25 protein-coding genes are annotated in these 23649 nt (G+C 67.6%); 17 read left to right on the top strand and 8 right to left on the bottom strand.

The genetic code is table 11. The annotated features are described in order from the left end of the window. Window positions 1-70 precede the first annotated feature (70 nt). Window positions 71-1171 (bottom strand): glycine cleavage system aminomethyltransferase GcvT, encoded by a 1101-nt coding sequence (gene gcvT, locus ACWEKR_RS15340; RefSeq protein ID WP_452354987.1) that lies wholly within the window; start codon window positions 1169-1171, stop codon window positions 71-73. A 49-nt stretch (window positions 1172-1220) separates the two neighbouring features. Continuing rightward, window positions 1221-1826, bottom strand: coding sequence for a GNAT family N-acetyltransferase (locus ACWEKR_RS15345; RefSeq protein ID WP_195090330.1), 606 nt, complete (start codon window positions 1824-1826; stop codon window positions 1221-1223). Between the two features lie 107 nt (window positions 1827-1933). On the opposite strand from ACWEKR_RS15345, the gene ACWEKR_RS15350 reads away from it, so the two are divergent. Next, complete coding sequence (locus ACWEKR_RS15350; protein ID WP_452354988.1) at window positions 1934-2737, top strand: TetR family transcriptional regulator; 804 nt, start codon at window positions 1934-1936, stop codon at window positions 2735-2737. Window positions 2738-2746: 9 nt separating this feature from the next. Continuing rightward, on the top strand, window positions 2747-4258 hold the full coding sequence (locus tag ACWEKR_RS15355; protein ID WP_452354989.1) for a leucyl aminopeptidase: 1512 nt from the start codon (window positions 2747-2749) through the stop codon (window positions 4256-4258). A gap of 210 nt (window positions 4259-4468) precedes the next feature. Here the strand turns inward: ACWEKR_RS15355 and ACWEKR_RS15360 are convergent, their stop codons facing one another. Then, complete coding sequence (locus tag ACWEKR_RS15360) at window positions 4469-4831, bottom strand: oxidoreductase (protein WP_452354990.1); 363 nt, start codon at window positions 4829-4831, stop codon at window positions 4469-4471. Between the two features lie 260 nt (window positions 4832-5091). Here ACWEKR_RS15360 and sucB point away from each other — a divergent pair, with 260 nt between their 5' ends. The 7 genes from sucB to ACWEKR_RS15395 all read left to right on the top strand — a co-directional run bounded on the left by sucB (window position 5092) and on the right by ACWEKR_RS15395 (window position 13699). After that, window positions 5092-6882, top strand: a complete 1791-nt coding sequence (gene sucB / locus ACWEKR_RS15365; protein WP_452354991.1) for a 2-oxoglutarate dehydrogenase, E2 component, dihydrolipoamide succinyltransferase — start codon at window positions 5092-5094, stop codon at window positions 6880-6882. Window positions 6883-6901: 19 nt separating this feature from the next. Then, complete coding sequence (locus ACWEKR_RS15370; protein ID WP_452354992.1) at window positions 6902-7810, top strand: TIGR01777 family oxidoreductase; 909 nt, start codon at window positions 6902-6904, stop codon at window positions 7808-7810. Further along, a complete protein-coding gene (locus ACWEKR_RS15375) occupies window positions 7807-8343 on the top strand; it encodes an N-acetyltransferase family protein (RefSeq protein WP_452354993.1) in 537 nt (178 codons plus the stop codon). Before ACWEKR_RS15370 ends, ACWEKR_RS15375 begins: the two co-directional genes overlap by 4 nt. A 450-nt stretch (window positions 8344-8793) precedes the next feature. Next, window positions 8794-9540: a lipoyl(octanoyl) transferase LipB gene (gene lipB, locus ACWEKR_RS15380; protein WP_452354994.1), complete on the top strand. Its 747-nt coding sequence runs from the start codon at window positions 8794-8796 to the stop codon at window positions 9538-9540. A 10-nt stretch (window positions 9541-9550) separates the two neighbouring features. Further along, the gene (gene lipA / locus ACWEKR_RS15385; RefSeq protein WP_416382608.1) at window positions 9551-10663 is read left to right on the top strand and encodes a lipoyl synthase; all 1113 of its coding nucleotides are present in this window, start codon (window positions 9551-9553) and stop codon (window positions 10661-10663) included. 439 nt (window positions 10664-11102) lie between these two features. After that, entirely contained in the window at window positions 11103-12044 is a 942-nt protein-coding gene (locus ACWEKR_RS15390) for an alpha/beta fold hydrolase (RefSeq protein ID WP_452354995.1), read from the top strand. A 1073-nt stretch (window positions 12045-13117) separates the two neighbouring features. Beyond that, a complete protein-coding gene (locus ACWEKR_RS15395) occupies window positions 13118-13699 on the top strand; it encodes a transglycosylase SLT domain-containing protein (protein WP_452354996.1) in 582 nt (193 codons plus the stop codon). 257 nt (window positions 13700-13956) lie between these two features. Here ACWEKR_RS15395 and ACWEKR_RS15400 read toward each other — a convergent pair whose 3' ends face one another. Beyond that, the gene (locus ACWEKR_RS15400) at window positions 13957-15177 is read right to left on the bottom strand and encodes a helix-turn-helix domain-containing protein (protein WP_452354997.1); all 1221 of its coding nucleotides are present in this window, start codon (window positions 15175-15177) and stop codon (window positions 13957-13959) included. A gap of 297 nt (window positions 15178-15474) precedes the next feature. Between ACWEKR_RS15400 and ACWEKR_RS15405 the strand changes: the two genes are divergently transcribed. The 7 genes from ACWEKR_RS15405 (at window position 15475) to ACWEKR_RS15435 (ending at window position 19714) form a co-directional block, all read left to right on the top strand. Next, window positions 15475-15669, top strand: a complete 195-nt coding sequence (locus ACWEKR_RS15405) for a hypothetical protein (protein WP_452354998.1) — start codon at window positions 15475-15477, stop codon at window positions 15667-15669. Next, complete coding sequence (locus ACWEKR_RS15410) at window positions 15666-15872, top strand: hypothetical protein (protein ID WP_452354999.1); 207 nt, start codon at window positions 15666-15668, stop codon at window positions 15870-15872. Before ACWEKR_RS15405 ends, ACWEKR_RS15410 begins: the two co-directional genes overlap by 4 nt. Before the next feature lie 118 nt (window positions 15873-15990). Next, a complete protein-coding gene (locus ACWEKR_RS15415; RefSeq protein WP_452355000.1) occupies window positions 15991-16488 on the top strand; it encodes a DNA-directed RNA polymerase subunit beta in 498 nt (165 codons plus the stop codon). Between the two features lie 153 nt (window positions 16489-16641). Beyond that, a complete protein-coding gene (locus tag ACWEKR_RS15420; protein ID WP_452355001.1) occupies window positions 16642-17193 on the top strand; it encodes a DUF3558 domain-containing protein in 552 nt (183 codons plus the stop codon). A 16-nt stretch (window positions 17194-17209) separates the two neighbouring features. Further along, complete coding sequence (locus ACWEKR_RS15425; protein ID WP_452355002.1) at window positions 17210-17584, top strand: hypothetical protein; 375 nt, start codon at window positions 17210-17212, stop codon at window positions 17582-17584. A gap of 14 nt (window positions 17585-17598) precedes the next feature. Further along, a complete protein-coding gene (locus tag ACWEKR_RS15430) occupies window positions 17599-18885 on the top strand; it encodes a hypothetical protein (RefSeq protein ID WP_452355003.1) in 1287 nt (428 codons plus the stop codon). Window positions 18886-18952: 67 nt separating this feature from the next. Next, entirely contained in the window at window positions 18953-19714 is a 762-nt protein-coding gene (locus tag ACWEKR_RS15435) for an ESX secretion-associated protein EspG (protein WP_452355004.1), read from the top strand. Between the two features lie 62 nt (window positions 19715-19776). On the opposite strand, the gene ACWEKR_RS15440 is transcribed toward ACWEKR_RS15435, so the two are convergent. From ACWEKR_RS15440 to ACWEKR_RS15455, 4 genes are all read right to left on the bottom strand, one after another. Then, on the bottom strand, window positions 19777-19965 hold the full coding sequence (locus ACWEKR_RS15440) for a hypothetical protein (protein WP_452355005.1): 189 nt from the start codon (window positions 19963-19965) through the stop codon (window positions 19777-19779). A 725-nt stretch (window positions 19966-20690) separates the two neighbouring features. Continuing rightward, on the bottom strand, window positions 20691-21452 hold the full coding sequence (locus tag ACWEKR_RS15445) for a hypothetical protein (protein WP_452355006.1): 762 nt from the start codon (window positions 21450-21452) through the stop codon (window positions 20691-20693). Window positions 21453-21583: 131 nt separating this feature from the next. Further along, window positions 21584-21937 carry a hypothetical protein gene (locus tag ACWEKR_RS15450; protein WP_195090288.1) on the bottom strand — a complete coding sequence of 118 codons (354 nt, stop codon included), beginning with the start codon at window positions 21935-21937 and terminating at the stop codon, window positions 21584-21586. Next, on the bottom strand, window positions 21934-22515 hold the full coding sequence (locus ACWEKR_RS15455; protein ID WP_452355007.1) for a YbaB/EbfC family nucleoid-associated protein: 582 nt from the start codon (window positions 22513-22515) through the stop codon (window positions 21934-21936). The genes ACWEKR_RS15450 and ACWEKR_RS15455 overlap by 4 nt, the downstream gene beginning before the upstream one ends. Window positions 22516-23134: 619 nt before the next feature. Between ACWEKR_RS15455 and ACWEKR_RS15460 the strand changes: the two genes are divergently transcribed. Further along, entirely contained in the window at window positions 23135-23644 is a 510-nt protein-coding gene (locus ACWEKR_RS15460; RefSeq protein ID WP_452355008.1) for a DUF5666 domain-containing protein, read from the top strand. Window positions 23645-23649 lie beyond the last annotated feature (5 nt).

A 23649-nucleotide genomic window follows, 5' to 3' on the forward strand; every position in this document is an offset into this window, starting at 1 on the left:
TCCTATCCGGCCCGATTCCGGCCATTTCGCCATGGTCCTCCCCGCACCCGGCGGCTCGTGGGCGCGTCCGTCACTTGGTATTGGTCCGGACGAACGGAGGGCGGACGGTTTCGCAACGCAGACGGCGGCCGCGCACATCCACCTCGACCTCGACCCCGGGTTCGATGCCGGCCGAGGTGTCGAGCAGGGCCAGCGCGATGCCGAGTTTCAGCGTGGGCGAGAAGGTGCCGGACGTGGTTTCGCCGACCGGCTCGCCCTCGCGCAGCACGGTCTGCCCCTGCCGGAGCACACCTCGGTCGAGCGCCTTGAGCCCCAGCAGGATTCGGCGCGGACCGTCCGACTTCTCCTGCTCCAGAGCGGCCTTGCCCCAGAACTCCGGTTTCTGCCAGCCGACCGCCCAACCGCAGCGCGCCTGCACCGGGGAGATGGCGGGCGAGAGCTCGTGCCCGTGCAGGGGATAACCCATCTCGGTACGCAGGGTGTCGCGGGCGCCCAGCCCGGCCACCTGACCCTCGGCGGCGCGCACTTGCTCGACCAAGGCTCGGAACAGTGGTTCGGCGTCGGCCCAGCGGGGCAGCAGCTCGTAGCCGTGCTCGCCGGTGTAGCCGGTGCGGCAGACCCGGACGGGGCGGCCGTCCCAGTCCGCGTCGGCATAGGCCATGTACTCGAGACCGGTGGGCAGGCCGAGCGCGTCGAGCACCTGGGCGGAGCGCGGCCCCTGCACCGCGAACACGGCGTAGTCGCGGTGCTCGTCGGTCACCGTGACGCCGTCCGGCGCGGCCTTGCGCAGCTCGGCGACGACCGCCGCGGTGTTGGCGGCGTTCGGCACCAGAAAGATCTCGTCGTCGCCGACGTAATAGGCGATCAGGTCGTCGATCACGCCGCCCTCCGGGGTGCAGCACAGGGTGTATTGCGCCTTGCCCGGACCGATGCGGCCCAGATCGTTGGTGAGCGCCGAGTTCACGAACGCCGCGGCGCCCCGGCCGCGCACCGTCGCTTTGCCCAGATGACTGACGTCGAACAGCCCGACCGTCGTACGGACCGCTTGGTGCTCGGTCACCGTGCCCGCGTAGGACACCGGCATCTCCCAGCCGCCGAACGGCGCGAAGGTGGCGCCCAGCTCGACGTGCACGGCGTGAATGGGTCCTTGCAGGAGGCTCGTCTCGGTCACCAGCCGAGCTTATCCGGGACCGCGGCGGCGCAAGCCCGCCCCGCGCACGCTACGGCCGGAACCACATCGGGATGAGTGTCGGGCCGTTCTCCGGCAGCGTGTGGGTCGCTGTGGTCGGCACGAATCCGCAGCGGCTGTAGAGGCGGGCGGATCGTTCGGTGCTGGCTTCGAGAAACGCAGGGACGTCCGCTTCGGACGCCGCTTTCACGCGGTCGGCGAGGATCACCGCGCCCGCCCCCTTGCCGCGGTGCTCCGGCAGCGTGACGATCACTTGCAGATAGCGGTGCGGCAACTCGCGGGGGTGTTCGCGGGCGAGCAGGTCGGTGAGATACGCCAGCCGCTGCGCCACGCGCAGACCGGGAGCCTGTTCGAGCATGGTCCGCGCCTCGGCGGCTTCGTCGGCGAATCGCTCGACCGAGGTGACGTGCTGCCAGATCGACATCGACCAGACCTCCTCGCCCGGCCCAGCTACCCAGATCTCGTCGTCGCGCAGCGCTCGATCGACCAACCCGGGCACGAACGCGGTACGGAAAGCCGGATCGGACTGCCCGTCCAGCACCCACTCCGTCACCACCTCGTCCGCGCTGGCGATGCCGAACGCGTCGATCAGCGTGTCCCGGTCGCGCCGACCCGCCTGGCGCACAGTGATCTCCATCCGCGCCCCTTCCTGTGAACACCGTTTCGGTCATCGAATCTAGGCAGGTCAAAGGCATGTCGCTACCATTTCGTCACACCTGTTCGTGTGTCGAAATGGAACGACCGATGACGTGTGCGGTCTGCCGCAAAGAACTCGCTCAGCCCGCCAGGGGCCGACGGCGCAAGTACTGCTCGCGCTCCTGCCAGGCGCGCGCCTACCGCGCGCGCCGCGCGTCGATCCCGGTACGCCGCCCGAGCCGCCCGGCGCGGCTCACCGCGGTCGGCATCGCGCGGGCGGCGGTGCAACTGGCCGACCGCGACGGAATCGACGGACTCACCATGCGCCGCCTGGCCAGTGCGCTCGGGGTCGCGACCGCCACCCTCTACCGCCACTTCCCCGACCGGGAAACGCTGCTGGCGAGCATGGCCGAGCTGGTGCTCGACGAGATCCCGCCGCCTGCGGCCGGATGCGCGGGCCTGCGCCGACGGCTGCGGCACGAAGCGCACGAGGAGTGGCGCCTCTACCGCAGGCATCCGTGGATGCTGCCGCTGCTGGCACGCACCCGTCCCCCGCTCGGCCCGGCCCTGCTGGACGTCCTGGAGCGGAACTTCGCCGCGCTCGATCGTCCCGGCCTGACCCGGCGCGCGGGTTTCGCGATCTACCTCGCGCTCTCCGGTCTGGTCCAAGGCCTCGCGCTGTTGTGGACTTCCGAGCGCGCCGACCGCCTCGGCGAGCCCCGCGACGCCGCCGAGGCGACCGCGCTGCGCCACGAGTTCGCCGAACTGCTCGACCCCACGGTCCGCCCCGTCCTGCACCGCTTCCTCGCCGACTCGGACTCCTTCGAGATGGACTTCGACGACCTGCTGCACGATGCGGTGGAACTGCTGCTCGACGGCGTCGCGGTGCGCTATCCGGAACCGACCGAATAGCCTGTGCCAATGACCGCTGTTGCAGATCGCTCGCTCGGACCGGAACTGGCACGCACCGAGACCATCGGCGCGGACACCGATGTGCTCGTCATCGGGTTGACCTCCTCGGAGGACGGCCCCGCCATCGTGCCCGAGGACCTGTTCAGCGACGTGCTCACCGCCGACGTGCGCGCGGAACTGCTCGATCAGCTCGGCGCGGTGGGGGCGAAGGGCAAGGCCGAGGAGCTCACCCGGATTCCGGCCCCGGCCGGGCTGGACGGGGTGACCAGCGTCCTGGCCGTCGGTCTCGGCTCCGCCGACAAACTCGACGCCGAGCAGATCCGTCGCTCGGCCGGCGTGGCCGCCCGCTCGCTTTCCGGCACCGAACTGGTGGTGACCACGCTGTCCGGGCTGGACATCGGCGCCGCCGCGGAAGGCTTCTACCTGGGCGCCTATTCCTTCACGCCGTTCCGCTCGGACAAGTCCGCGCCCAAGCCGGACGAGCGCCCCGTGGCGCGGGTCGAGTTGCTGGTGCCCGAGCCGGGATTCGGCGAGGAGGCATTGTTCCGCGCGCAGCTCACCGCCGAGGCCGTCGCCACCGCACGGGATTTCGTGAACACTCCGCCCAGCCACCTGTACCCGGCCGAGTTCGCCTCGCGCGCCCAGGAACTCGCCGAGGCCGCGGGCCTGACCGTCGAGGTGCTGGACGAGAAGGCGCTGGAAGCGGGCGGTTACGGAGGCGTGCTCGGCGTGGGCAAGGGCTCCTCGCGCCCGCCGCGCCTGATCCGGATCACCTACGCGGGCGGTCCGAAGAAAGTGGCGCTGGTCGGCAAGGGCATCACCTTCGACACCGGCGGCATCTCCATCAAGCCCGCGCAGAACATGGAGAACATGACCTCCGACATGGCGGGCGCCGCCGCCGTGATCGCCACCACGCTGCTGGCCGCGCGGCTGAGCCTGCCGATCACCGTCACCGCCACGGTGCCGATGGCGGAGAACATGCCCTCGGCCACCGCGCAGCGCCCGGGCGACGTGCTCACCCAGTACGGCGGCATCACCGTCGAGGTGCTCAACACCGACGCCGAGGGCCGGTTGATCCTGGCCGACGCCATCGTGCGCGCGAGCGAGGACGATCCGGAGTACCTGATCGACGTGGCGACCCTGACCGGCGCGCAGATGGTCGCGCTCGGCACCCGCACGCCCGGCGTGATGGGCACCGACGAGTTCCGCGACCGGGTGGCCCGCATCTCCCGCGAAGTCGGGGAGAACGGCTGGGCGATGCCGCTTCCCGCCGAACTGCGCGGCGACCTGAACTCCAAGATCGCCGACCTGGCCAATGTCGCGCCGCACCGCTGGGGCGGCATGCTCTCGGCCGGACTGTTCCTCAAGGAGTTCGTGCCGGAGAACGTGCAGTGGGCCCACCTCGACGTGGCCGGTCCCGCCTACAACACCGGCGGTCCGTTCGGCTACATCGGCAAGGGCGGCACCGGCGTCCCGGTCCGCACGCTGATCGCGGTATTGCAGGACATCGCCGCGGAGTGAGTGGGAAGCGCGTCGTCCGGGGCGTGCCCGGACGACGCGCGTCGTCCACCCCGGTCCGAAGGGCGGCCCGCGTTCCACGCTCCACCGTGCGTCGGCCCACCGATATTCGGAGGCGGCTCCGCTTCGCGACTCGAGGCGAGACGCTTCACGCGTCCTCGTGGCACCCCGCGCAGGCACCCCGAAATCGGGCGGAACGGACAATCCGACGGCTCAGAGGTCGTACAAATCCCGTTCCAGCTCGCGCTGCCGCTGCACCCGTCGACGGGCGTCGTAGTCGCGCATCCGCTGCGGATAACCGGTCTTGTGCACGTCGTAGACAGGGATGTGCAAATCCTTGGCAAGCCGTTGCGCACCACGCTCGCCGACGATCCGCCGCGTCCATTCACCATCTGCGGCAACAAGCACCACTGTGACATCGGTCACCGTGGTCTTCGGTTCGATGTAGCCCTCGACGCCCACGTGCGTGCGCACCCAGTCGGCCAAGTAGCGAGCGTCCTGCCCGGACACCGAACCCCCACGTAGAGCGCCCCCGCCCCGGGCGGCGCCGCCACGGAAACGATCCAGCAAACCCAACGACGCGCACCTCCTTTCCTGCACCGGAGAATGTTCACCGCCGGTTCTCCCATACTGCCAGCTCTGTGCAGTTGGCCGCCCTGTGCTACGTAGCTTGCGCGCGAGTGCAAGGATGGACCGCGGTACAAGAACCACACGGATCTCCGGTGCCACGCACAATGATCGGTGGCTTCCGGACTACCGTCGCGACCCGCGGCGGGCGTCCGCAGCGAGATCAACTGTTGTAGAACCCCGTCGAGCAGTCAGAGGAGTCAACGGACATGGCCTTCTCCGTCCAGATGCCCGCTCTTGGTGAGAGCGTCACCGAGGGAACGGTGACCAGGTGGCTGAAGCAGGAAGGAGACACGGTCGAGGTCGACGAGCCGCTGCTCGAAGTCTCCACCGACAAGGTCGACACCGAAATCCCGTCCCCCGCGGCGGGTGTGCTGTCGAAGATCGTCGCGAACGAGGACGACGTGGTCGAGGTCGGCGGCGAGCTCGGCGTGATCAGCGAGGCCGGTGAGGCGGAGTCGTCCGCTCCCGCGCCCGCTCCGGAAGCCGCGGCGCCCGCGCAGGAGACCCCGGTCGCCTCCGAGGAGGCGCCCGCCGCCGAACCCCAGGCCGCGCCCGCCGAGGAATCCGCGCCCGCCGCCCAGGCCGCGCCCGCGTCCTCCGGTGACGGCACCCCGGTCAAGATGCCGGAACTCGGCGAGTCGGTCACCGAGGGCACCGTCACCCGCTGGCTGAAGTCGGTCGGCGACGAGGTCGCCGTCGACGAGCCGCTGCTCGAGGTCTCCACCGACAAGGTCGACACCGAGATCCCCTCCCCCGTCGCGGGCACCCTGCTGGAGATCACCGCCCAGGAAGACGACGTCGTCGCGGTCGGTGGCCAGCTCGGCGTGATCGGCAGCGGTTCCCCGGCGGCCGCCGCCCCGGCCCCTGCCCCGGCTCCCGCGCCCAAGCCCGAACCAGCTCCCAAGCCCGAACCGGCCCCGGCCGCCGCCGCGCCTGCCCCGGCCCCGGCCCCGGCTCCCGCGCCTGCCCCGGCCCCGGCTCCGGCCCCGGCTCCCGCGCCCGCGCCGGCCCCCAAGCCCGCCCCCGCGGCTGCCGAATCCTCCAACGGCGCAACCCCCTACGTCACCCCGCTGGTGCGCAAGCTGGCCGAGGAGAACAACGTCGACCTCGCCAAGATCACCGGTTCCGGTGTCGGAGGCCGCATTCGCAAGCAGGACGTGCTCGCCGCCGCCGAGGCCAAGAAGGCCCCCGCCCCGGCCGCCGCTCCGGCCGCGTCCGCCCCGGCGGCGAAAGCGCCCTCCGCTCCCGCCGCGGCGAGCCCGGAGCTGGCCCACCTGCGCGGCACCGTGCAGAAGGCCAACCGCATCCGCCAGATCACCGCGACCAAGACCCGCGAGTCGCTGCAGACCACGGCGCAGCTGACCCAGGTGCACGAGGCCGACGTCACCAAGATCGCTGCGCTGCGCAACCAGGCCAAGGCGGCGTTCAAGGAGCGCGAGGGCGTCAACCTGACGTTCCTGCCCTTCTTCGCGAAGGCCGTGGTCGAGGCGCTCGGCGTGCACCCGAACGTCAACGCCAGCTATGACGAGTCCAGCAAGGAGATCACCTACCACGCATCGGTGCACCTCGGCATCGCCGTCGACACCGAGCAGGGCCTGCTGTCCCCGGTGATCCACAACGCCAGCGACCTGTCGCTGGCCGGTCTGGCGCGCGCCATCGCCGACATCGCCCACCGCGCTCGCACCGGCGGCCTGAAGCCCGACGAGCTGGCCGGCGGCACGTTCACCATCACCAATATCGGCAGCCAGGGCGCGCTGTTCGACACCCCGATCCTGGTTCCGCCGCAGGCGGCCATGCTGGGCACGGGTGCGATCGTGAAGCGTCCCGTCGTGGTGACCGACGAGACCGGCAACGAGTCCATCGGTGTCCGTTCGATGTGCTACCTGCCGCTCACCTACGACCACCGCCTGATCGACGGCGCCGACGCCGGTCGCTTCCTGACCACGATCCGGCACCGGCTCGAGGAAGCGGCGTTCGAGGCCGATCTCGGCCTGTGAGGAAGGTCCCGCGGCACGTATGAAGGTCGTGATCGCCGGCTCGTCCGGATTGATCGGGACGGCGCTCGTCGCGGCTCTGCGCCGCGACGGGCACGAGGTCGCCCGGCTGGTGCGCAGAAAAGCGGCGGGCCCGGACGAATTCGCCTGGAATCCGGCCCGCGCCCAGCTGGACGAGCGGGCGCTGCGCGGCGCCGACGCCGTGGTCAACCTGTGTGGGGCGGGCGTCGGCCGGCGGCGCTGGACCGGCAGCTTCAAACAGGAGCTGCGCGATAGCCGGATCACCCCGACCGACGTGCTGGCCGGTGCCGTGGCCGCCGCGAGGGTGCCTGTGCTGCTCAACGCCAGCGGCGTGCACTACTACGGCGGCGACACGGGCGATCGGGTGGTGGACGAGACATCTCCCGCCGGTTCGGGATTCCTGGCCACGCTGTGCCGGGACTGGGAGAAGGCGGCCGAGCCCGCCGCGGCGGCCGGTGTGCGTACGGTGCTGTTGCGCAGCGCGGTGGTGCTGTCGCGCGCCGGGGGCATGCTCGGCATGCTGCACCCGCTGTACGCGCTCGGCCTGGGCGGGCGGCTGGGCAGCGGACGCCAGTACACGCCGTGGATCTCGCTGGACGACGAGATCGGCGCGATCGTCTTCGCGCTCACCCACGACACGGTGTCCGGCCCGATAAACGTGGTCGGCCCCGCGCCGGTCACCAACGCCGAGTTCAGCCGCGCGCTCGGCCGGGCGCTGCGTCGTCCCACTCCGCTGGTGGTCCCGGCGTTCGCCCTGCACGCGCTGGTCGGTGAGATGGCGCAGGAGGCGATTCTGCGCGGGCCCAGGGCCATTCCCACCGCCCTCGAGGAAGCGGGCTACCAGTTCCACCATCCCACCATCGGCGCCGCGCTGGCGGCCGCGGTGGGACGACCCGGAGACCCTCGATGACCGATCGACTCGACACCAGGCCCGCCACCGTCATCCGCGACGCGACCACCGATGACCTTCCGGCGATCCTGGAGATCCACAACGCGAATATCGCCGCCTCCACCGCGATCTGGGATACCGAGCGGGTCGGCCTGGAGGAGCGCCTCGGCTGGTTCCAGGCCCGCACCGGTGCGGGGCTGCCCGTGCTGGTCGCCGAGATCGACGGCGCCCTGGCGGGTTACGCGAGCTACGGGCCTTGGCGCACCAAATCCGGCTACCGCTACACGGTCGAGAACTCGGTGTACGTCGACGAACGCTTCCAGCGGCGCGGCATCGCCACCGCCCTGCTCAACGAGCTGATCGACCGTGCGCGCCGGGGCGGCGCCGTGCACGCCATGATCGCGGCCATCGAATCCGGCAACACCGGTTCGATCCTGCTGCACGAACGCTTCGGCTTCCGCACCGCCGGCGTACTTCCCGAGGTGGGGCACAAATTCGGCCGCTGGATGGACTTGACCCTCATGCAGTTGACCTTGCCGGTCGACGTCGGCTGACCGGGCCGCCTGCGCAGACCGCTTTCCCTTGCGGACACATCGGATGATCGGAAGCGCTACTCGGGGAAGTCCGGTTGCTCGAACCTGCACACCCAGGGACGCATCAGTGGCGATGTGCATTTCAGCACGTGACACCAGGCGATCCGACTGACGGGCACTCGGCGACGCCGAGCCCGAGACCGGCTGGCCTACAGCTCGAAGTAAGGCGATCCGCGGGCCTTCCAGGTGCCGCACCCCTCGGTCGCATGAACTCGACGGAACCCGCACGCTCGCGCCGCACCTCGCCTCCGGGCTCGACAACGTCCGGCGCAGTGGACCTGACGTAGGACCGTGCCCACGGCTCACCGCACCGCAACCTTCCAGCTCTCCCCCTGGCTATCCGCTCGAGTGGTGCGTATTCCCTATCGAGGTGCTGGAACCGGCCGACCCGGTGGGCGTACCGTCATCGCTGTGACCAAGCCGCGCACCACCGTGTCCGCCCGATTCGATACGACCCCGATCGTGGTCGAGGATCTCGGACTCATCGACTATCACGCCGCCTGGGAGCTGCAGCGCAGCATCGCCGAGCAGCGCGCCGATGGCAACGGATCGGATCATCTGCTGCTGCTCGAGCACCCCTCGGTGTACACCGCGGGCCGCCGCACCGAGGCCGACGACCTGCCGATCGACGGCAGCCCGGTGGTGCAGGTCGACCGCGGCGGCAAGATCACCTGGCATGGCCCCGGCCAACTGGTCGGCTATCCCATCGTGCGGCTCGCCGAGCCGGTCGACGTCGTCGGCTACGTGCGCCGCCTCGAGGAGGCGTTGATCACAGTCTGCACCGATCTCGGCCTCGCCTGCGGCCGCGTCGAGGGACGTTCCGGCGTCTGGCTGCCCGCCACCGAGCTGTACGCCGAACGCAAGATCGCCGCCGTCGGCGTGCGCGTGCAGCGCGGCGTGGCCCTGCACGGCGTCTCGTTCAACTGCAACGCCGCCCTGGATGGGTTCCAAGCCATCGTTCCCTGCGGCATCCGCGACGCGGGCGTCACCACGCTGACCCGCGAACTCGGCCGCGAAGTGACCGTCGCCGAGATGAAGCCGCTGGTGGCCGACGCCATCATCCGCGCGCTCGACGGCGACCTGCCGGTCACCGAGCGCCATATTCCTCGTGTCACTCCTGGCGACACCACCCCCGAGCGTCCGATCACGACGGCGTAAGGTCGATCAAGTGACCTCAGTCGACACCCCGACACCACACAACGCGTCCGCGGCGGAACCTGTTGCGGCACTCCCGGGGCCCTCCGTGGCCACGCAGGCCACCTCCGCCGGGCCCGACGCGCGCGCGAACGGTCGCAAACTCTTGCGCATCGAAGCCCGCAACGCGGAAACCCCCATCGAGCGCAAGCCCAAGTGGATCCGCACCCGCGCCACCATGGGCCCCGAATACTCCGAGCTCAAAGGCTTGGTGAAGCGTGAGGGCCTGCACACGGTCTGCGAGGAAGCGGGCTGCCCGAACATCTTCGAATGCTGGGAAGATCGCGAGGCCACCTTCCTGATCGGCGGCGAGCAGTGCACCCGCCGGTGCGACTTCTGCCAGATCGACACCGGCAAGCCCGCCGCCTTGGACCGCGACGAGCCCCGCCGCGTCGCCGAGAGCGTCCAGGCCATGGGCCTGCGCTACTCCACCATCACCGGCGTCGCTCGCGACGATCTCGAAGACGGCGGCGCGTGGCTCTACGCCGAAACAGTCCGCGCCATCAAGCGTTCGAACCCGCACACGGGTGTGGAACTGCTGATCCCCGACTTCAACGCCAACCCCGACCAACTCGCCGAGGTCTTCTCCGCGCGTCCGGAAGTGCTGGCGCACAATCTCGAAACGGTCCCCCGCATCTTCAAGCGCATCCGCCCGGCCTTCCGCTACGAGCGTTCTCTCGCGGTTCTGACCGCCGCCCGCGAAGCCGGGCTGGTCACCAAGTCGAACCTCATCCTCGGCATGGGCGAAACCCCCGAGGAAGTCACCCAGGCCATGCGCGACCTGCACGAGGCAGGGTGCGACATCCTCACCATCACCCAATACCTGCGCCCCTCCCCCCGCCACCACCCGGTCGACCGCTGGGTGAAGCCGGAGGAGTTCGTCGAGCACTCCAAGACGGCCGAGGAAATCGGCTTCGCCGGTGTGATGGCAGGCCCGCTGGTCCGCTCCTCCTACCGGGCCGGACGGCTGTACGCCCAGGCGATGGCCCACCACGGCCGCGAGATCGCACCGGAGATGGCGCATCTCGCCGAGGAAGGCACCGCCTCCCAGGAAGCCGGCGCCGTTCTGGCCAGGTTCGGCAGCTGACCTCTTTCACCTAGCAGCTTCGGCCCTCGCGCCTACTCTTCGTGTGCGCGAGGGCCGTCGCGTTTCGGCGCGGCCTGGGCAGAGTACGTCCTGCTGTCGCACACAATCGTCGACCTCGCCACCGCATTCGACGCGCACACTCGAATCGACCAGCACCGTCGCATCAGGACGCTCGTGACAGTGGGTGGCTGCCTGTGACGTGACGATCGAGGGATCGGTGGGGAAGCCCGGCCGACCCGCCGCGCCCGATCGCGCAGTCCCGGTCTTCTCGGTGCGCATACACCTCGAGTTCGGCTCGATGCCATCTGCCGGAACACTTCGCACGATCTCCTCGACCGAATGCGGGGATCGACGTGTGAGGACGACCACACCGCGTCACGTCGCTGGTCTCCGGCTCGTCCAGGAGTCGAAACCAACTCAGCCAACCATGGAGCGCACCATGAGACTCGGTACCTGGACCCGTCGACTCGCCCTCGGACTCGCCGCCGTCGTCGCCGCGCTGTTCGCAGCCGTACTGCCGGTGGCCTACGCCTGGAACCCGCCGGCCTCCCCCGACCGGCCGGCCTATCTCGACCGCATCCATTCCCGCTATGCGGAGACCGACCTGGCCCGATTTCATTACACGGTGACCGGCCAGGGATCGCCGGTCGTGCTCATCGCGGGCGGCGGCCTGTGGCAGTACTCATGGCGCGAGGTGATTCCCGCGCTGGCGCGACAGCACACCGTGTACGCGGTCGATCTGCCCAGTCAGGGATATACCGAACTGCGCCGCCCCGGCTTCGCGTTCGATCTGCCCGCCATGGCCGAGGCCGTCGGCGCGTTCTTCGACGCCGTCGGCCTGGATCGCGCGTCGCTGGTGGGCCATTCGTGGGGCGGCGCGTGGAGCTTGTACTTCGCCGAACAGCATCCCGAGCGAGTCGACCGGCTGATCCTGCTCGACGCGCCGGGGCTGGACGCCGAAAAGGCGCCCGTGACACCGCTGTTCCAGACCCCGCTGCTCGGCGAACTCGCCACGAAGCTCACCACCCGCGACTTCTTCGCCGACAGCATCCGTGGCACGTTCCAGCACAAGCACCTGGTCACCGACGAGATGATCGGTGAATTGTGGCCGCCGTTCGCACGTCCGGACAACCGCGACGGCTTCCTCGCGCTGTGGCGGAATCTCGACTACCGCCGCACCGACGCCGGATTGGCCCGCGTAAGCGCTCCGACCCTGGTGCTGTGGGGTGGCGCCGACGAATGGCTGCCGCCCTCCCAGGCCGAACGCCTGGCCGCGCGCATCCCGAACGCCACCGCCGAGGTGCTGCCCGGTTGCGGTCACACCGTGCACGAAGACTGCCCGGCCGACACCATTCCGCTGATCGAGGAGTTCCTCGGCTGAATCGGCATCGAGCGCCGGTCGAACCACTTCCGGGCGCGATAAAGGCGCGTGGAGTTCACCGGAAGATCCGCCGACCTCGGCCTGCTCGCTCGTCAGCTGAACTCGGTGACCGACGGCACGGGCACGACCCGTCGCCGTGCCGTCATCGTGGCCGGTCGCCGACGAGTCGGGAAGTCACGGCTCGGGCAGGAATTCTGCGACCGGTCGAACCATCACTACCTGGCCTTCCCGGCAACGCGCGGCCGCAATCCAGTCGCCGAGCGCGAAGAGTTCGCCGCCACGCTCGCGCAATCCGCATTCCAAGGCGCGGAGCTGGTCGGCGGATTGCAGGCACCGCCACGACTACGACGGCCTTGCCCGTTCGATGCTCGCAGTGCCCGGCGCAGGCCATGGCACCCCCCTCGTGGCCGTCTCCCGATCCGGGGTCGCAGAACCCTTGCCACCGGCAATGCACTGCGGGCCAGAGGATCTCGTTCGAGCATGGGAGTGATCTCCTTGTCATACGGTCGCTTCCGCCTTCGAGAGAAGCGTTCGAAGCACTGAACCGCCATTTATGGCGACGCGCCCGGATGCGCTCGGAAGGATTTCTATCGCCGCCACTCGGCGCGTTCGATTCACCCACGGGCTCAGTGATCGGATCGAGACATATTGGTCTCGTTACTGCCAATTTGCCTATTGTGGTGCAAATCACGTTTATCTAAAAAAGGCCAGGTCACAGGGCCACATTCACGCTGGCCCCAGGCAACCCAAGATCGACAAACCCGAGCATTAATTTTCCGTTTGCCGAATATTCACCCGTCGTGATCAAGCTGAGATCAGGTCCGGGAGAGACCCGAGAAACCAGCTCCACAGCTCCAACGGCTGGTTTCTCTCCGGGTACGGCAGCGGCACCGTAGGGCACCGCCCCGACTTGTGCACCGCGTCGCGCCGCCAGGATTCGAACCCTGGCTTTCACAACGAAATCCGAAAACCGCACACGAGCCGAGATGGCGAACACCTGACCAGGTCTCGCCGTGGATCCCGCGCTGGTTTTTCCGGCCGGATCGCCGCACGAACAAGGAACTGATTTCTCGATGCCTGACGCACGCCTTTCTTTCCGCCGCCCGTCACTTGTCAAGGGCGCTGCCATCGTCGCGACCGTCGGCGTGACCGCCGTCGGCTTCTCCGCCGGTGTGGCGGTGGCCGATGACAGCGCCGCGGCCCCGGTCACGCCGGTCGCCGCTGCCGCGCCGATCGACCTCCCAGCCCTGCCCGGACTGCCCGCGCTCCCCGAACTGCCCGCGCTGCCCGGGCTGCCGCCGCAGGGCTTCCTGCCCGCGCCGCCCCCGGTCTACGAGGACAATCTCGACGGTTGGATTCGCCAGTCGCTCGACGTCATGCGCCTGCACGGGATCCCGGGGAGCTACGAAGGCATCCACCGCAACATCATGCGGGAATCCGGCGGCAATCCCCGCGCCATCAACCTGTCGGACTCCAACGCCGCCAAAGGCACCCCATCCAAGGGCCTGCTCCAGGTGATCGACCCGACCTTCAACGCCTACCACGTCGACGGCACCGCCTTCGACATCTGGGACCCGGTCGCCAACATCACCGCCGCCTGCAACTACGCGGCCCACCGGTACGGCTCGATGGACAACGTCAACGGGGCCTACTGAGCCCTCGGATCCGAGCAAGCGCCTCCTCGTCTGCACGACGCGGAGGCGCTGCCGTCTTCGGTCTCGCGAGCCGTCCCCGCTGACGAACGAATAACGATGACACGCTCCGGCCTTCGGCGAGGGGCTTGCTCGTGTGGCGAAACAGTTTCGTGCTGTCGCCTCAGATCCTCGACGGCGAAACGAACCATCAACTCGGTGCCACAGGAATCGCGCGTGCTCGCCGATCCGGATGATGGAGCGTCCTCCATGCCACGAGGCTAGACCTGGGCGGCGCGCCTGCCGAGGAATTCTCGCACCTCCGGAACCGCGGCGTGCGTGCGAACCAAGTTGGCGATCGCGTCGATTCGCTGGTGCAGGCGGGTGGACGCGAGGCCGGCGATGGTGTCGTAGTTGTCCGTCAGCAGTGAGCACGCTCGCGCGACGTCACCCGCGTTGATGAAGTTGCGTGCGAGATTGAGCTGACCCGCTGCCCGCTCTCTCGGCCAAGCCGACGAGCCATCGATAGCGGCTTGCATATGAGTGGTCGCACTCTCATACTCGCCCGCCCACATCTGCGCTTTCCCGGTGACGAGATTGAGCTCCGACTCAGGTAAGAACACCCAGTCCGGATCATGCCCCCGAGTAGATTCGTATGCACGGAATGCCCGGCTTATCGCGGTGTTCATCGCGATCTTGTCTCCACGTGCACCGTGGGCTTCGGCTTCCCGGATTGCCATCAGCGCTCGAAGCTTCGGACCGCCATCACGGAGCGATGCCTGTGACGCAGCCTGCACATATTGCACCGCCAACGGGTTCTTTCGCATCTCGCCGGGAAGGCTGATCATCAAACAGCTGGCATTCCCCAGCGCATGCGCCGCAGCGATCCCGTCACCGGCCGCATTGGCGGCGTTCGCCGCGTCCGCGTAGTACCGCCGCGCATCGTCCAGACGCCCGGCGTCGTAGTGCACCCACCCGGCGGCGGTCATCATCTCGGCGGCAGCGCTGGTGAGCGCCCGCCCGACCTGCTCGGTGTAACTGCCTTGGTCCAGCAGCTGCTCTACATAGCGGACTTGGTTGGCCGCCACCCGGCACAACCGGTCGCCGCCGACCACCAGATCGAGTTCGTGGATCTGGTTCACGCTGTCGATGATGGCTTCCACGTCGCTCGCGCCGACTTTCCCGGCGGACGCCGACGCGGCGTTCGCGGGGGCGGATACCGACATCATGGCAGCCCCCGCGCTTACCGATGCCCCTGCTTTGAAGAAGTTGCGACGGTCCACATCTGCCTCCCGGTCCGACTCCACTACCAGTATGGCAAGCGGAACGCCCAGTGCACGGGCTACGAGCCGCAAGACCCGGACGTCGTGCGAAGCCGGGCCGCCGCGCTCCAGACCGGAGACCGCGGGCTGGGAGAAATTGATGAGCGCGCCCAGTTCCGTCTGCGTCATGCCGACGGATTTCCTGATCCGCCGGATCACTTCCCCCGTGGTCATGTACATGGCCCGGCATCCCCCGATCGTTGGTCGAATTTCCCCACAGCTTTTACCCCGAAAGCGATTGCACCGGCAGGATATACGGCTCTTCGGATAGCCGGAACGGAAACCGCGATCCGTGCTCCCACCTCGGCTTTCGCGCGACCTACGTTCGGTCGCGGGTGCCCGGTGCCGGGGCGACGCCGCCCCCTCAGCGGCGCACCGGCCCGCCAGAGTGGCGGGCCGGTGGCGAGAGCCCCCGGTACCGGGCACCGATCGATCCGCGAAACAGAGAGGTTTCCCGTATCCACGCACTCCCTCGCCATGTACCAATTCATCGCGCTGTGTGACGCGGCCGCCCACCAAGCGCCGATGCAGCCCTTCGATATCCGCCAGGCCCATGACGTGATGCAGATCCATGTGGCCTGCCGCGCGAAACACTGCGCACGCAAAGCGGCAGCACGGCAAGTGCTGGTCGACAGCGGACGGATGGTGCCGGACCCGAGCAGGCCGCAGTGAACGCAGCGGCCCCCGGGGCTCCGGACCGCCGCCATATCCGAATCGAAACCGGCCCACTGCGCCTGGACTACCAGGCGAGCGCCGAGCAGGCCGAAAGCGTCGCAGGCGCACTGGCGCAACGGTTCCCCGACATCACGGTGACCGTCGACGATGACTTGGACGACGCTCTCCCGCACCTCCCCTGCGCGCAACTGTGGGACTGATCGCTCCGCCCGGCCACAACTACCTCCACCCCCGAAACTGCAACGGAGACTGCAACGATGCGATCCAACCGACTCGAACGAGGCCGACCTACCCCGGCTTCGCGCTGACAGAGCGGCCGTGAATACAGATCCCACCCTCGCCCGCTGCCTGCGCTACCGGCACGTCTACGGGCTGCCGTGCTACGTGCACGAGGAGACTCGACGAATCACTCTGCGCGCAGGGGAGGTAGGCGCGGTCACGGTACCCGAACAGCTCGGCAGGATGGTCCACGCCGACCTCGCCAGGCAATACTTGCTCGGTCCCGTCATCGCACACGGCTCCGGACGCTGGACGATTCTCGTCCGCTCCGACGACACCCACCAGCTCGCCGACGACACCGACATCTTCATCGCACTGTTGCGCGCGTCCGCGACGGTCGTCCCCGACGGCGGCGAGATACTGCTCCCCTCGCCCACCGACGAACGGACCGGCTACCGGTGGTGGGTCGTCGCACCGCGCGACGCGTTCCGCCCACACATCGGCACCGTCGTGCAGTCGGTCATCATCTGCGCGGATCGAACTCCGCACCATCCCTATGGTTTCCAGGGACCGGACCGGCCACGAGACCACTCGTAGCAACATCACGGACCTACGCTTCCGCCCCTCGGATGGCGCAAGGCCCCCGAGACTCCCGATCCGAACGCACCCGATTCCGATGGAACCGGCAGCCCCGTGAGTGCGTCATAGACTTCAGGGACGACTTCAACGGCCCGGATCGGGAGGCTTTCGGTGGGACGACGGACGACGGCGACGGTTGCGGCGCTCGCTGGAGTGGTGCTGGTCGCCTCGGGGTGCGAATCGGGCGCGAACAGAACTGCCACGCCCAGCACGACGATCGACACGTCGGCGGCCACAGCAGCTCTGTGGGATCCGTGTACGCAGGTGTCCGAACAGCAACTGCGACGGATCGGCGTTGTCTCGTCCACGAAGAAGTCGGGCATCGCTGGTGTCGAGCAACCAGGATGGAAGATCTGCTCTTGGCATGACGCGGTTTCTCAGTGGAACTACTCGCTGGGAGTATGGTCGACGATCTACTCCATCGATGATCTCCGAAAGAAACCAGAGAATACCGACTTCGCAAGCATCAATGTCGGTGGACGCGATGGAGTTCGTTTCCGAAACACTTCCGACGTCGAGGGCGAAAATTGCGATCTGGCGTTCCCTGCCGGTCAGGGCGCACTACAGATCACTGTCTTCAATACATCACCTAAGAGCACCGAGGCACCATGCGACCGGGCTATGAACGCTGCCGAAGTGCTTGTGCCGACGTTTCCACGCTGATCAGGGAGAAGTTGCTATGTCGATGAGTGAGGAGGTATCGCGGTGGCGATACCTCGCCGATGAGGCCAGTGCTGGCAGGCTCTATCTCGACCGCGCGGTTGCCGTTAGTTGCCGCGATGCTTGTAATCGTCAAATCGATCTATACGTCACGCTGCTCGAAGACCTGAAGATGATGACCCGCGTATCCGGCCTCGGCAACTTCGAGTGCTCCGACGAACTGGCAAACATGCTGGGCGCGAAGGCAATCGGCGGCGAGGGCGATGTGGACTCCGCTCTCAGAGAGCACATCGAGGTACTCACCGTCATACGTGATACCATCCAGATTTCCGTGGACCGCATCGGCGCGCAGGACGACTCCAATGCGCAAGACACGAGCAATCTGCTGAACTGACCGGGGGATGAATCATGGGTCTGCCGTTCTTGGTAGCGATCGGCGCCGCCCTGTTGGAGCAGTCGAAATCGGGTCCGCCGGACAGCGGTTCGCGCGACGAGAGCCCCGACGCGGCCATCGCACGCAACCGCATCGCCGAAATTATGCGAGCGGGTACCGATCTGCAGAGCCAGTCGCCGAAAGTTCCGGAGACCGCGTACAAGAATCCGGACGGGATCGACGATCTCTATCAGCGTGTGCAGGCGATGTCGATCACCGATGTCGTCGCGCTGCATCAACGATGGGAGTCCATTCGCAATCGGCTGGAGCAGGGTTTGCGAGGTTTCGCGCCGGAGATCAGCAAGGCCATGGAAGGCAGATGGGAAGGGGCGGCGGCGACGGCCGCGGCGAACGGGATCAAGGACTACGTCGACAAATCCAGCGGGCTGATCAGTTCGGTGCAGATCGTCGCCGAGAAGGTGAAGATCATCCGATCGGGCATCGAGGTCACCCGGCCCGCCGTCCAGGAAGCGCCGGCTCATACCTGGACCAGCGACGTCGCGAGCTGGGTGCCGGGTCCGACCTGGAAGTTGAACCAGCATCGCGACGATGCCGCGCACGATACGAGCGTGAACGTCGTCAAGAACGTGTTCTATCCTGCCGTCCGGGAAGCCGACACCGGCGTTCCGCTGGTACCCAAGCCGTACAACCCGGTGCACGATTCCGGCGATCAGCCGTCCGTGTCGAACAGCGGTTGGCAGCCGTCGTCGTCCGCTACCGACCCCGGCGATAGAGCCACCACGGTGGACCCAACACAACGACCTGGTACCGAGAACACGCCGGAGAACACTGTCCAGTCGAGTACGGATCCCGTTGCCGAGCAGCAAAGCACGCCGGAGCAGACCACGACCGCGCCTGCTGGCACGAGCCCGTCGACCCAACCGGCGAGCACAAATCCTGGCACCGATCCCGCACTGCCCCGCCCCGGAACACCGAGTCCCGGTTCTCCGAGCACGCCGAGCCCGAGCACTCCCGGCCCGGGGATACCCGGCCTGGGGACTCCTGCGCCGGGCCGCAGCGTCAACGGTGTCCCCGGCGTCCCGGGCGGCGTTCCCGCCGCCGCGTCCGCGCGTCCCGGCGCAGGCCGACCGGGAACGAGCGGCATGCCGGGCATGATGGCGCCGGGCGCCCGCGGTAAGGGCGACGACGACAAGGAACACCAGACGAAGGACTACTTGGTGAACCAGCGCAACGGCGAGGAACTCACCGGTCTCGGTGCGGAGAACAGGGTGAAGTCGGTGCCGCCGGTGATCGGCGAATGAGCGATCCGGGTGCCGACACCGTGCCACGCAGAATACGGCCGTGGTGCATGACGACGGAGCCGGCTTCGTGAGCCGACGGGATTGGTCGTTCTCCGCACTCGGCTTCACGGTGCTGTGGCGAGCCGTCGAGCGCGACGTGCTGCCATACCCCTTGCAGTTCCGATCCACCGCGGAGACCGTCGCCGATTACGAGTCGGAGTGGAAGTCCGAAGCCGCCGGACTGCACCGTCGCCTGGACGAGTCCCTCTACAGCGCACTGCGCGTATTGGCCGAACCCGAAGCACGCATCGAGATGGCGGGCTTCAATGGAGCAGACAAACTGCGCGTGCACACGGCCGTGCACTATCGGCATGCCGTGCTGCTGGTACAAGAACCGACCTCGTCGCCGGATCACGGTGGGGCGGTGCGGATGTCACTGCTCAATGCGGAGGACGTGAGCCGTCGGGTCATCGATCTGTTGCCCGACCCCACACGCGGCAGCGGCACCGGCATCGAGATCTCTCGGCACGAACTCGACGCCGATGACGACGAGCCGTACCGCGTAGGCGCGCCACCCCCGCCCCGCACCCGAGCCGAGCAGTTCTTCGAACGCCCCCGCACCACCATCGCCCACGTCGCGGTGTACGCGGGCCCCGCGTGGGACAACCGCCCGGCGCCATCCCGCGGCTTCCACGTGATGGACTATCCCGACGGCCGCTATCTGGTCCGCAGCGGAGCCACCATCAAGGCCGTCCCCGCCGACACCACCGAACTACGAACCCAGCTCGACCGAGCCGTCCATGCGACGATCACAACGTTTCGCGAGGAGAACGATCCGAGTTACACCTGACGCATCGGACCCCGGGCCGCCCCAGCACCAGTTCCGGCCGGAGCGGCGGGCGCTTCGACAGCTCAGTCGAGGATGTTCGAGACCACCGCCGTAAACATCAGGGCGAACAGCGCGCCGAAGACGATCCAGCTGGTACGGATCCAGTTGAGCCCCGGCCACCTCGGCGGCTTCGGACCCATTGCCCCGGGCAGAAGGTAGAACGCCGGAGAGCGGTAGTACACCGTCGTGCGGCATCCGGGTTCTACCGGCACGACAGTCTCCGCCGGTCCCATATCGGAGTCCCACGCGCGAACCAAGAACCTGACTAGAAGGTTTACACCCCTTGTCAGAACCTCGACTCGGTGGAGCCCGGGGGCCACGGGGATGTAGGTAGGACCCCAAGAGGCAGTGGGTACTTCGGTGCCGTTCACATAAATTCGCGGTCCGGTCGTCGCGTATACCGGGCCCGCGATCCACCACCGGAAGTAGGACGTGTCGACCACGATGCCTGTCTCGCCTGGCTCGGGTCGGAAGGCTTCCACCGGGTGGCGCTCGACGTTCTGAAAGAACCGCAATCTTGGCCGGTCGACGGTATGCATCGGCGGCGGCACGAAATATGTCGTCCCGCGATACAAAACGGGCTCCGGCATATATGGATTCGGGTACAGCTGGTTGGACGGCATCGGACTACCGCCCCGATGCGTTTGCGCCGAACCGTTGAACCCCTCGGCGTTCGGTTGCGGGGAGCCGGTGCTCATCTGTGCAGGTTGCGGTGGACTGGCCCAGCCAGCCTGACCCGGCTGTGGAGCAGCGCCTGAAACGGCTCGTCCGGGTGGCCACGGGTCGCCAAGGCTCCTCTGCCCCTCCTGGGCGGTACCCGGACTCGCCTGGCCGCTCTGCGGCGAAGGCGCGGACGGTCGGCTCCCGGGACCACTGATATACGGTCCCTGCTGGTAGTTCACAGTGCGTACTTCCCCTCGTTGTACTAGCACGATTGTCAGGCCGAAGCGGGCTGGTTTTCCTTACCCAGCAGGGCATAGATGACAGCGGCAGCAGCCTGGGTGAGCGTCTGAACGTCCTTGAAGGCTTTCGCCATGTCGAGAAGTAGCGTGGAGATCTTCAAACCGTCGCGCCCGATTCTGGCGATCACCGCCGCGGCGACGTGCGGGCCCGCCGCCCCCAGAGATGCCGCGAGTTCCAGGGTGTAACCGATCAGTGCTCCGGCCAGGCTGGTCAGGATGTCCTGCACCATCTTCCGGAAGGCCTTGACGATCTTCGACGCGGTATCCATGATTTCGCCGAGCGTGGCCGCCACGCCGCCCGCCCCGGCGATCTGGTCGATGAGATCCGTGGCGCGGTTGCGGTAGGCGTCCCCCGCGCTTCCGGTCCATGTCGCGATATCGGCCTCCAGACCCTTCTGCCACGAATCGCTCATGCCGGTCAGTTCCGTGGCGATGCGGTTCCAGGACGCGGAGTACGCCGCCACCATCTTGTCGTTTCCAGCGAGTCCATCCAGCACCTTCCGGTACGGCTCGACGTGCGTGAGCATCCATCCGGCGATCTGATCGCCCACGAATCCGAACGGGTCGAACGCCGCGTCCGCAACGGATGCGCCTGCCGAGATGCCACCGGTGATCGCCTCGAAAGTCTTGGCGTTTTTGAGATTGGCGTATGCCTCCCAAGCGTCTCCGGCGATGGTGCCGGACAGAACCCCTGGCAGCTTGGTTTCTTCGTCCTGCTTCAGACCGATGTCGTGCATCCAGAAGACCGTCTCCTGGAAATACTCTTCCCGGTAGTCGGTGCCGTCGGCGATCAGTGGATTGTTCTCGGGCTTCTTCCGGTCGTCGAAACCAGGGGTGTGCTCGTTGAGCCAGTCACCAACTCTTGTGCTCATTTCGGGCCTCTCGGTGCGTCGGCGATGGTTTCACGCAGGTCGGTCACCGACCTGCCGAAGGCGCTGTCCTTGTCTTCGAAGGCCGCTGCGACGAGGTCGAGTTTGTCCGGAAGCGCTGCGACGTCCTCCGCGAGCTTGCGTATCACGTCGATGGTGTTGCGATGCTTGTCGTCCAGCACCATGTGCACGAGCGGCCGGGGAATCTCGCCGAACCCGTCGTCAGCAGAACCCAGGTAGTCGGCGGCTTCGAGCGACAGCGTCAAACTTTCCATGAGTTTCTGCAGCTTCGCGGCATGATTGCGCACTTCATCAGGATCGACGGAGACGGCGTCAGGATTGGTCACGGTCACACCAGCCAGGAGCGGTTGTAGTACTCGGTCTCCGGGTCCGGTTCATCCGGGACGACGATCTGGTCACGGTTGGGTTTGCGGCTTCGCGGCGAAGCGGTCGGCTCCGAGGACGCGGGACCCGGTTGGGCAGGGAAAGGCGACGAGGTCATGGACGAGCTGTGGCCGGACGAGGACGCAGCACGGTCTTCGAATGGCGCGCTCGTCCGTGGCTCGGGATCGGGGAAACGCTCGGCGTACTGGGCGGTGATCGCGGTGCCCGCCTCGTCGTCGCCAACGGTGCTCCGCACGAGTTCGCCGACCTGTACCCGCAACGCCGATTGCGCCCGACGCAGACACGCCATGATCTCAGCGGACAACACCGCCGGGTCCATCCCGCGCGAACTCGGCGACAGATCGATCGCCGTGGGTGCACCGCTGCTGTCGACGGTGACCCGAACCCGATCATCCTTACCGGACTCGGTGACGGTCAGCGTCTGCATGCGGCTTTCCAACTCCTGAAACCGTTCGGCCCGACGCTCGAAATCCGCGGCCATCCGCGCCAAATCTTCCGCAGCATGGTGCACATCGAATGCGGCCATCAACACCTCCTACTACTTCGCGACTGCCTGGTTCGACCAACAACACCGACACACCTTCACGTGTCCTATATCGACACTGACGCAGCAGGCGGCCGATCGGTTCCATCGGATCCGCACCCGCGCAATCGGTGGCCTACCGAACCGAGGCCGAACCCACGAGTCGTCCGACCTCGAGCAGGACCACGGCCGCCGCGCTCGACCACGAGATATGATTGCGCCACAACAGTACTGGCGCTCGCCCGTCACGCCGGCGGATCGAATTCGCCGCGCTGATCCGTACTACTGCGCACGATGATCACAAATCAGCCCTGGTCAGGCAGGTACTCCCGCCAGTGAAAACAAATGTGGAAGTACCGGAACCTAACCTTGCCCTATGCCTCGCTGGAGTACGCACGGTCGCAACCCGGCGCGAGTAGGGCGACTGGCACGGCTCGGCACCGACTCCCAATCCATCTCGGCCACAAGTATTTCCAGGGCGACCATCCGATCGATCACCGCTTCCGGGAGCGGGCGCAGGTCACCGTCGAATGCCGAAGACGAAGCACCGGAACCCACTCCCCCTCGGGTGCATCCGGGTTCGCTCGCACCGAAGATCGAGACACTCTCGCACACAACGGCGATGGGGATGCCGCCGCTGCCGCCACGGAACCGGGACGACGAACCGCATCGGCTGTACCACTCGGGTGCGGCCGCGTTCGTCGGACTCTGCGTTGGTGTGCTGCTCCTGGTGGTGTCCGGGTGTCTGCTCGTCGATCACCCGACGCAGACGGCAGCGGCGACGTCCACCACAGCGGTCCGCACCAGTGCTCCGACATCCGCGGCGCCCACCTCCACCGTGCGCGCGACGCCTCCGGTCGCCGCCGCACCGCCGGTCCGGACGGGCATCGGGATGACCTTCGGAAAGGTCACCGCCAACGACGGTACGACGCTGGTGGTGCGCAACGCGTTCACCAGCAGCAGTGTCAAGGTCCGTGCCGACGCCGACACGAAGGTGAACGTCCTGGTCGCCAAACGCGCCTCCGACATACGCGTGGGCGCCATCGTCGCCGTCTACGGGCGGCAGTATCCGGATCAGACGATCGTCGCCGAGTTTATCACCGGCATCTCGATCGGCGGGCCCACGAGATGACCGGT

The sequence above is a fragment of the Nocardia sp. NPDC004573 genome, assembly GCF_053602135.1.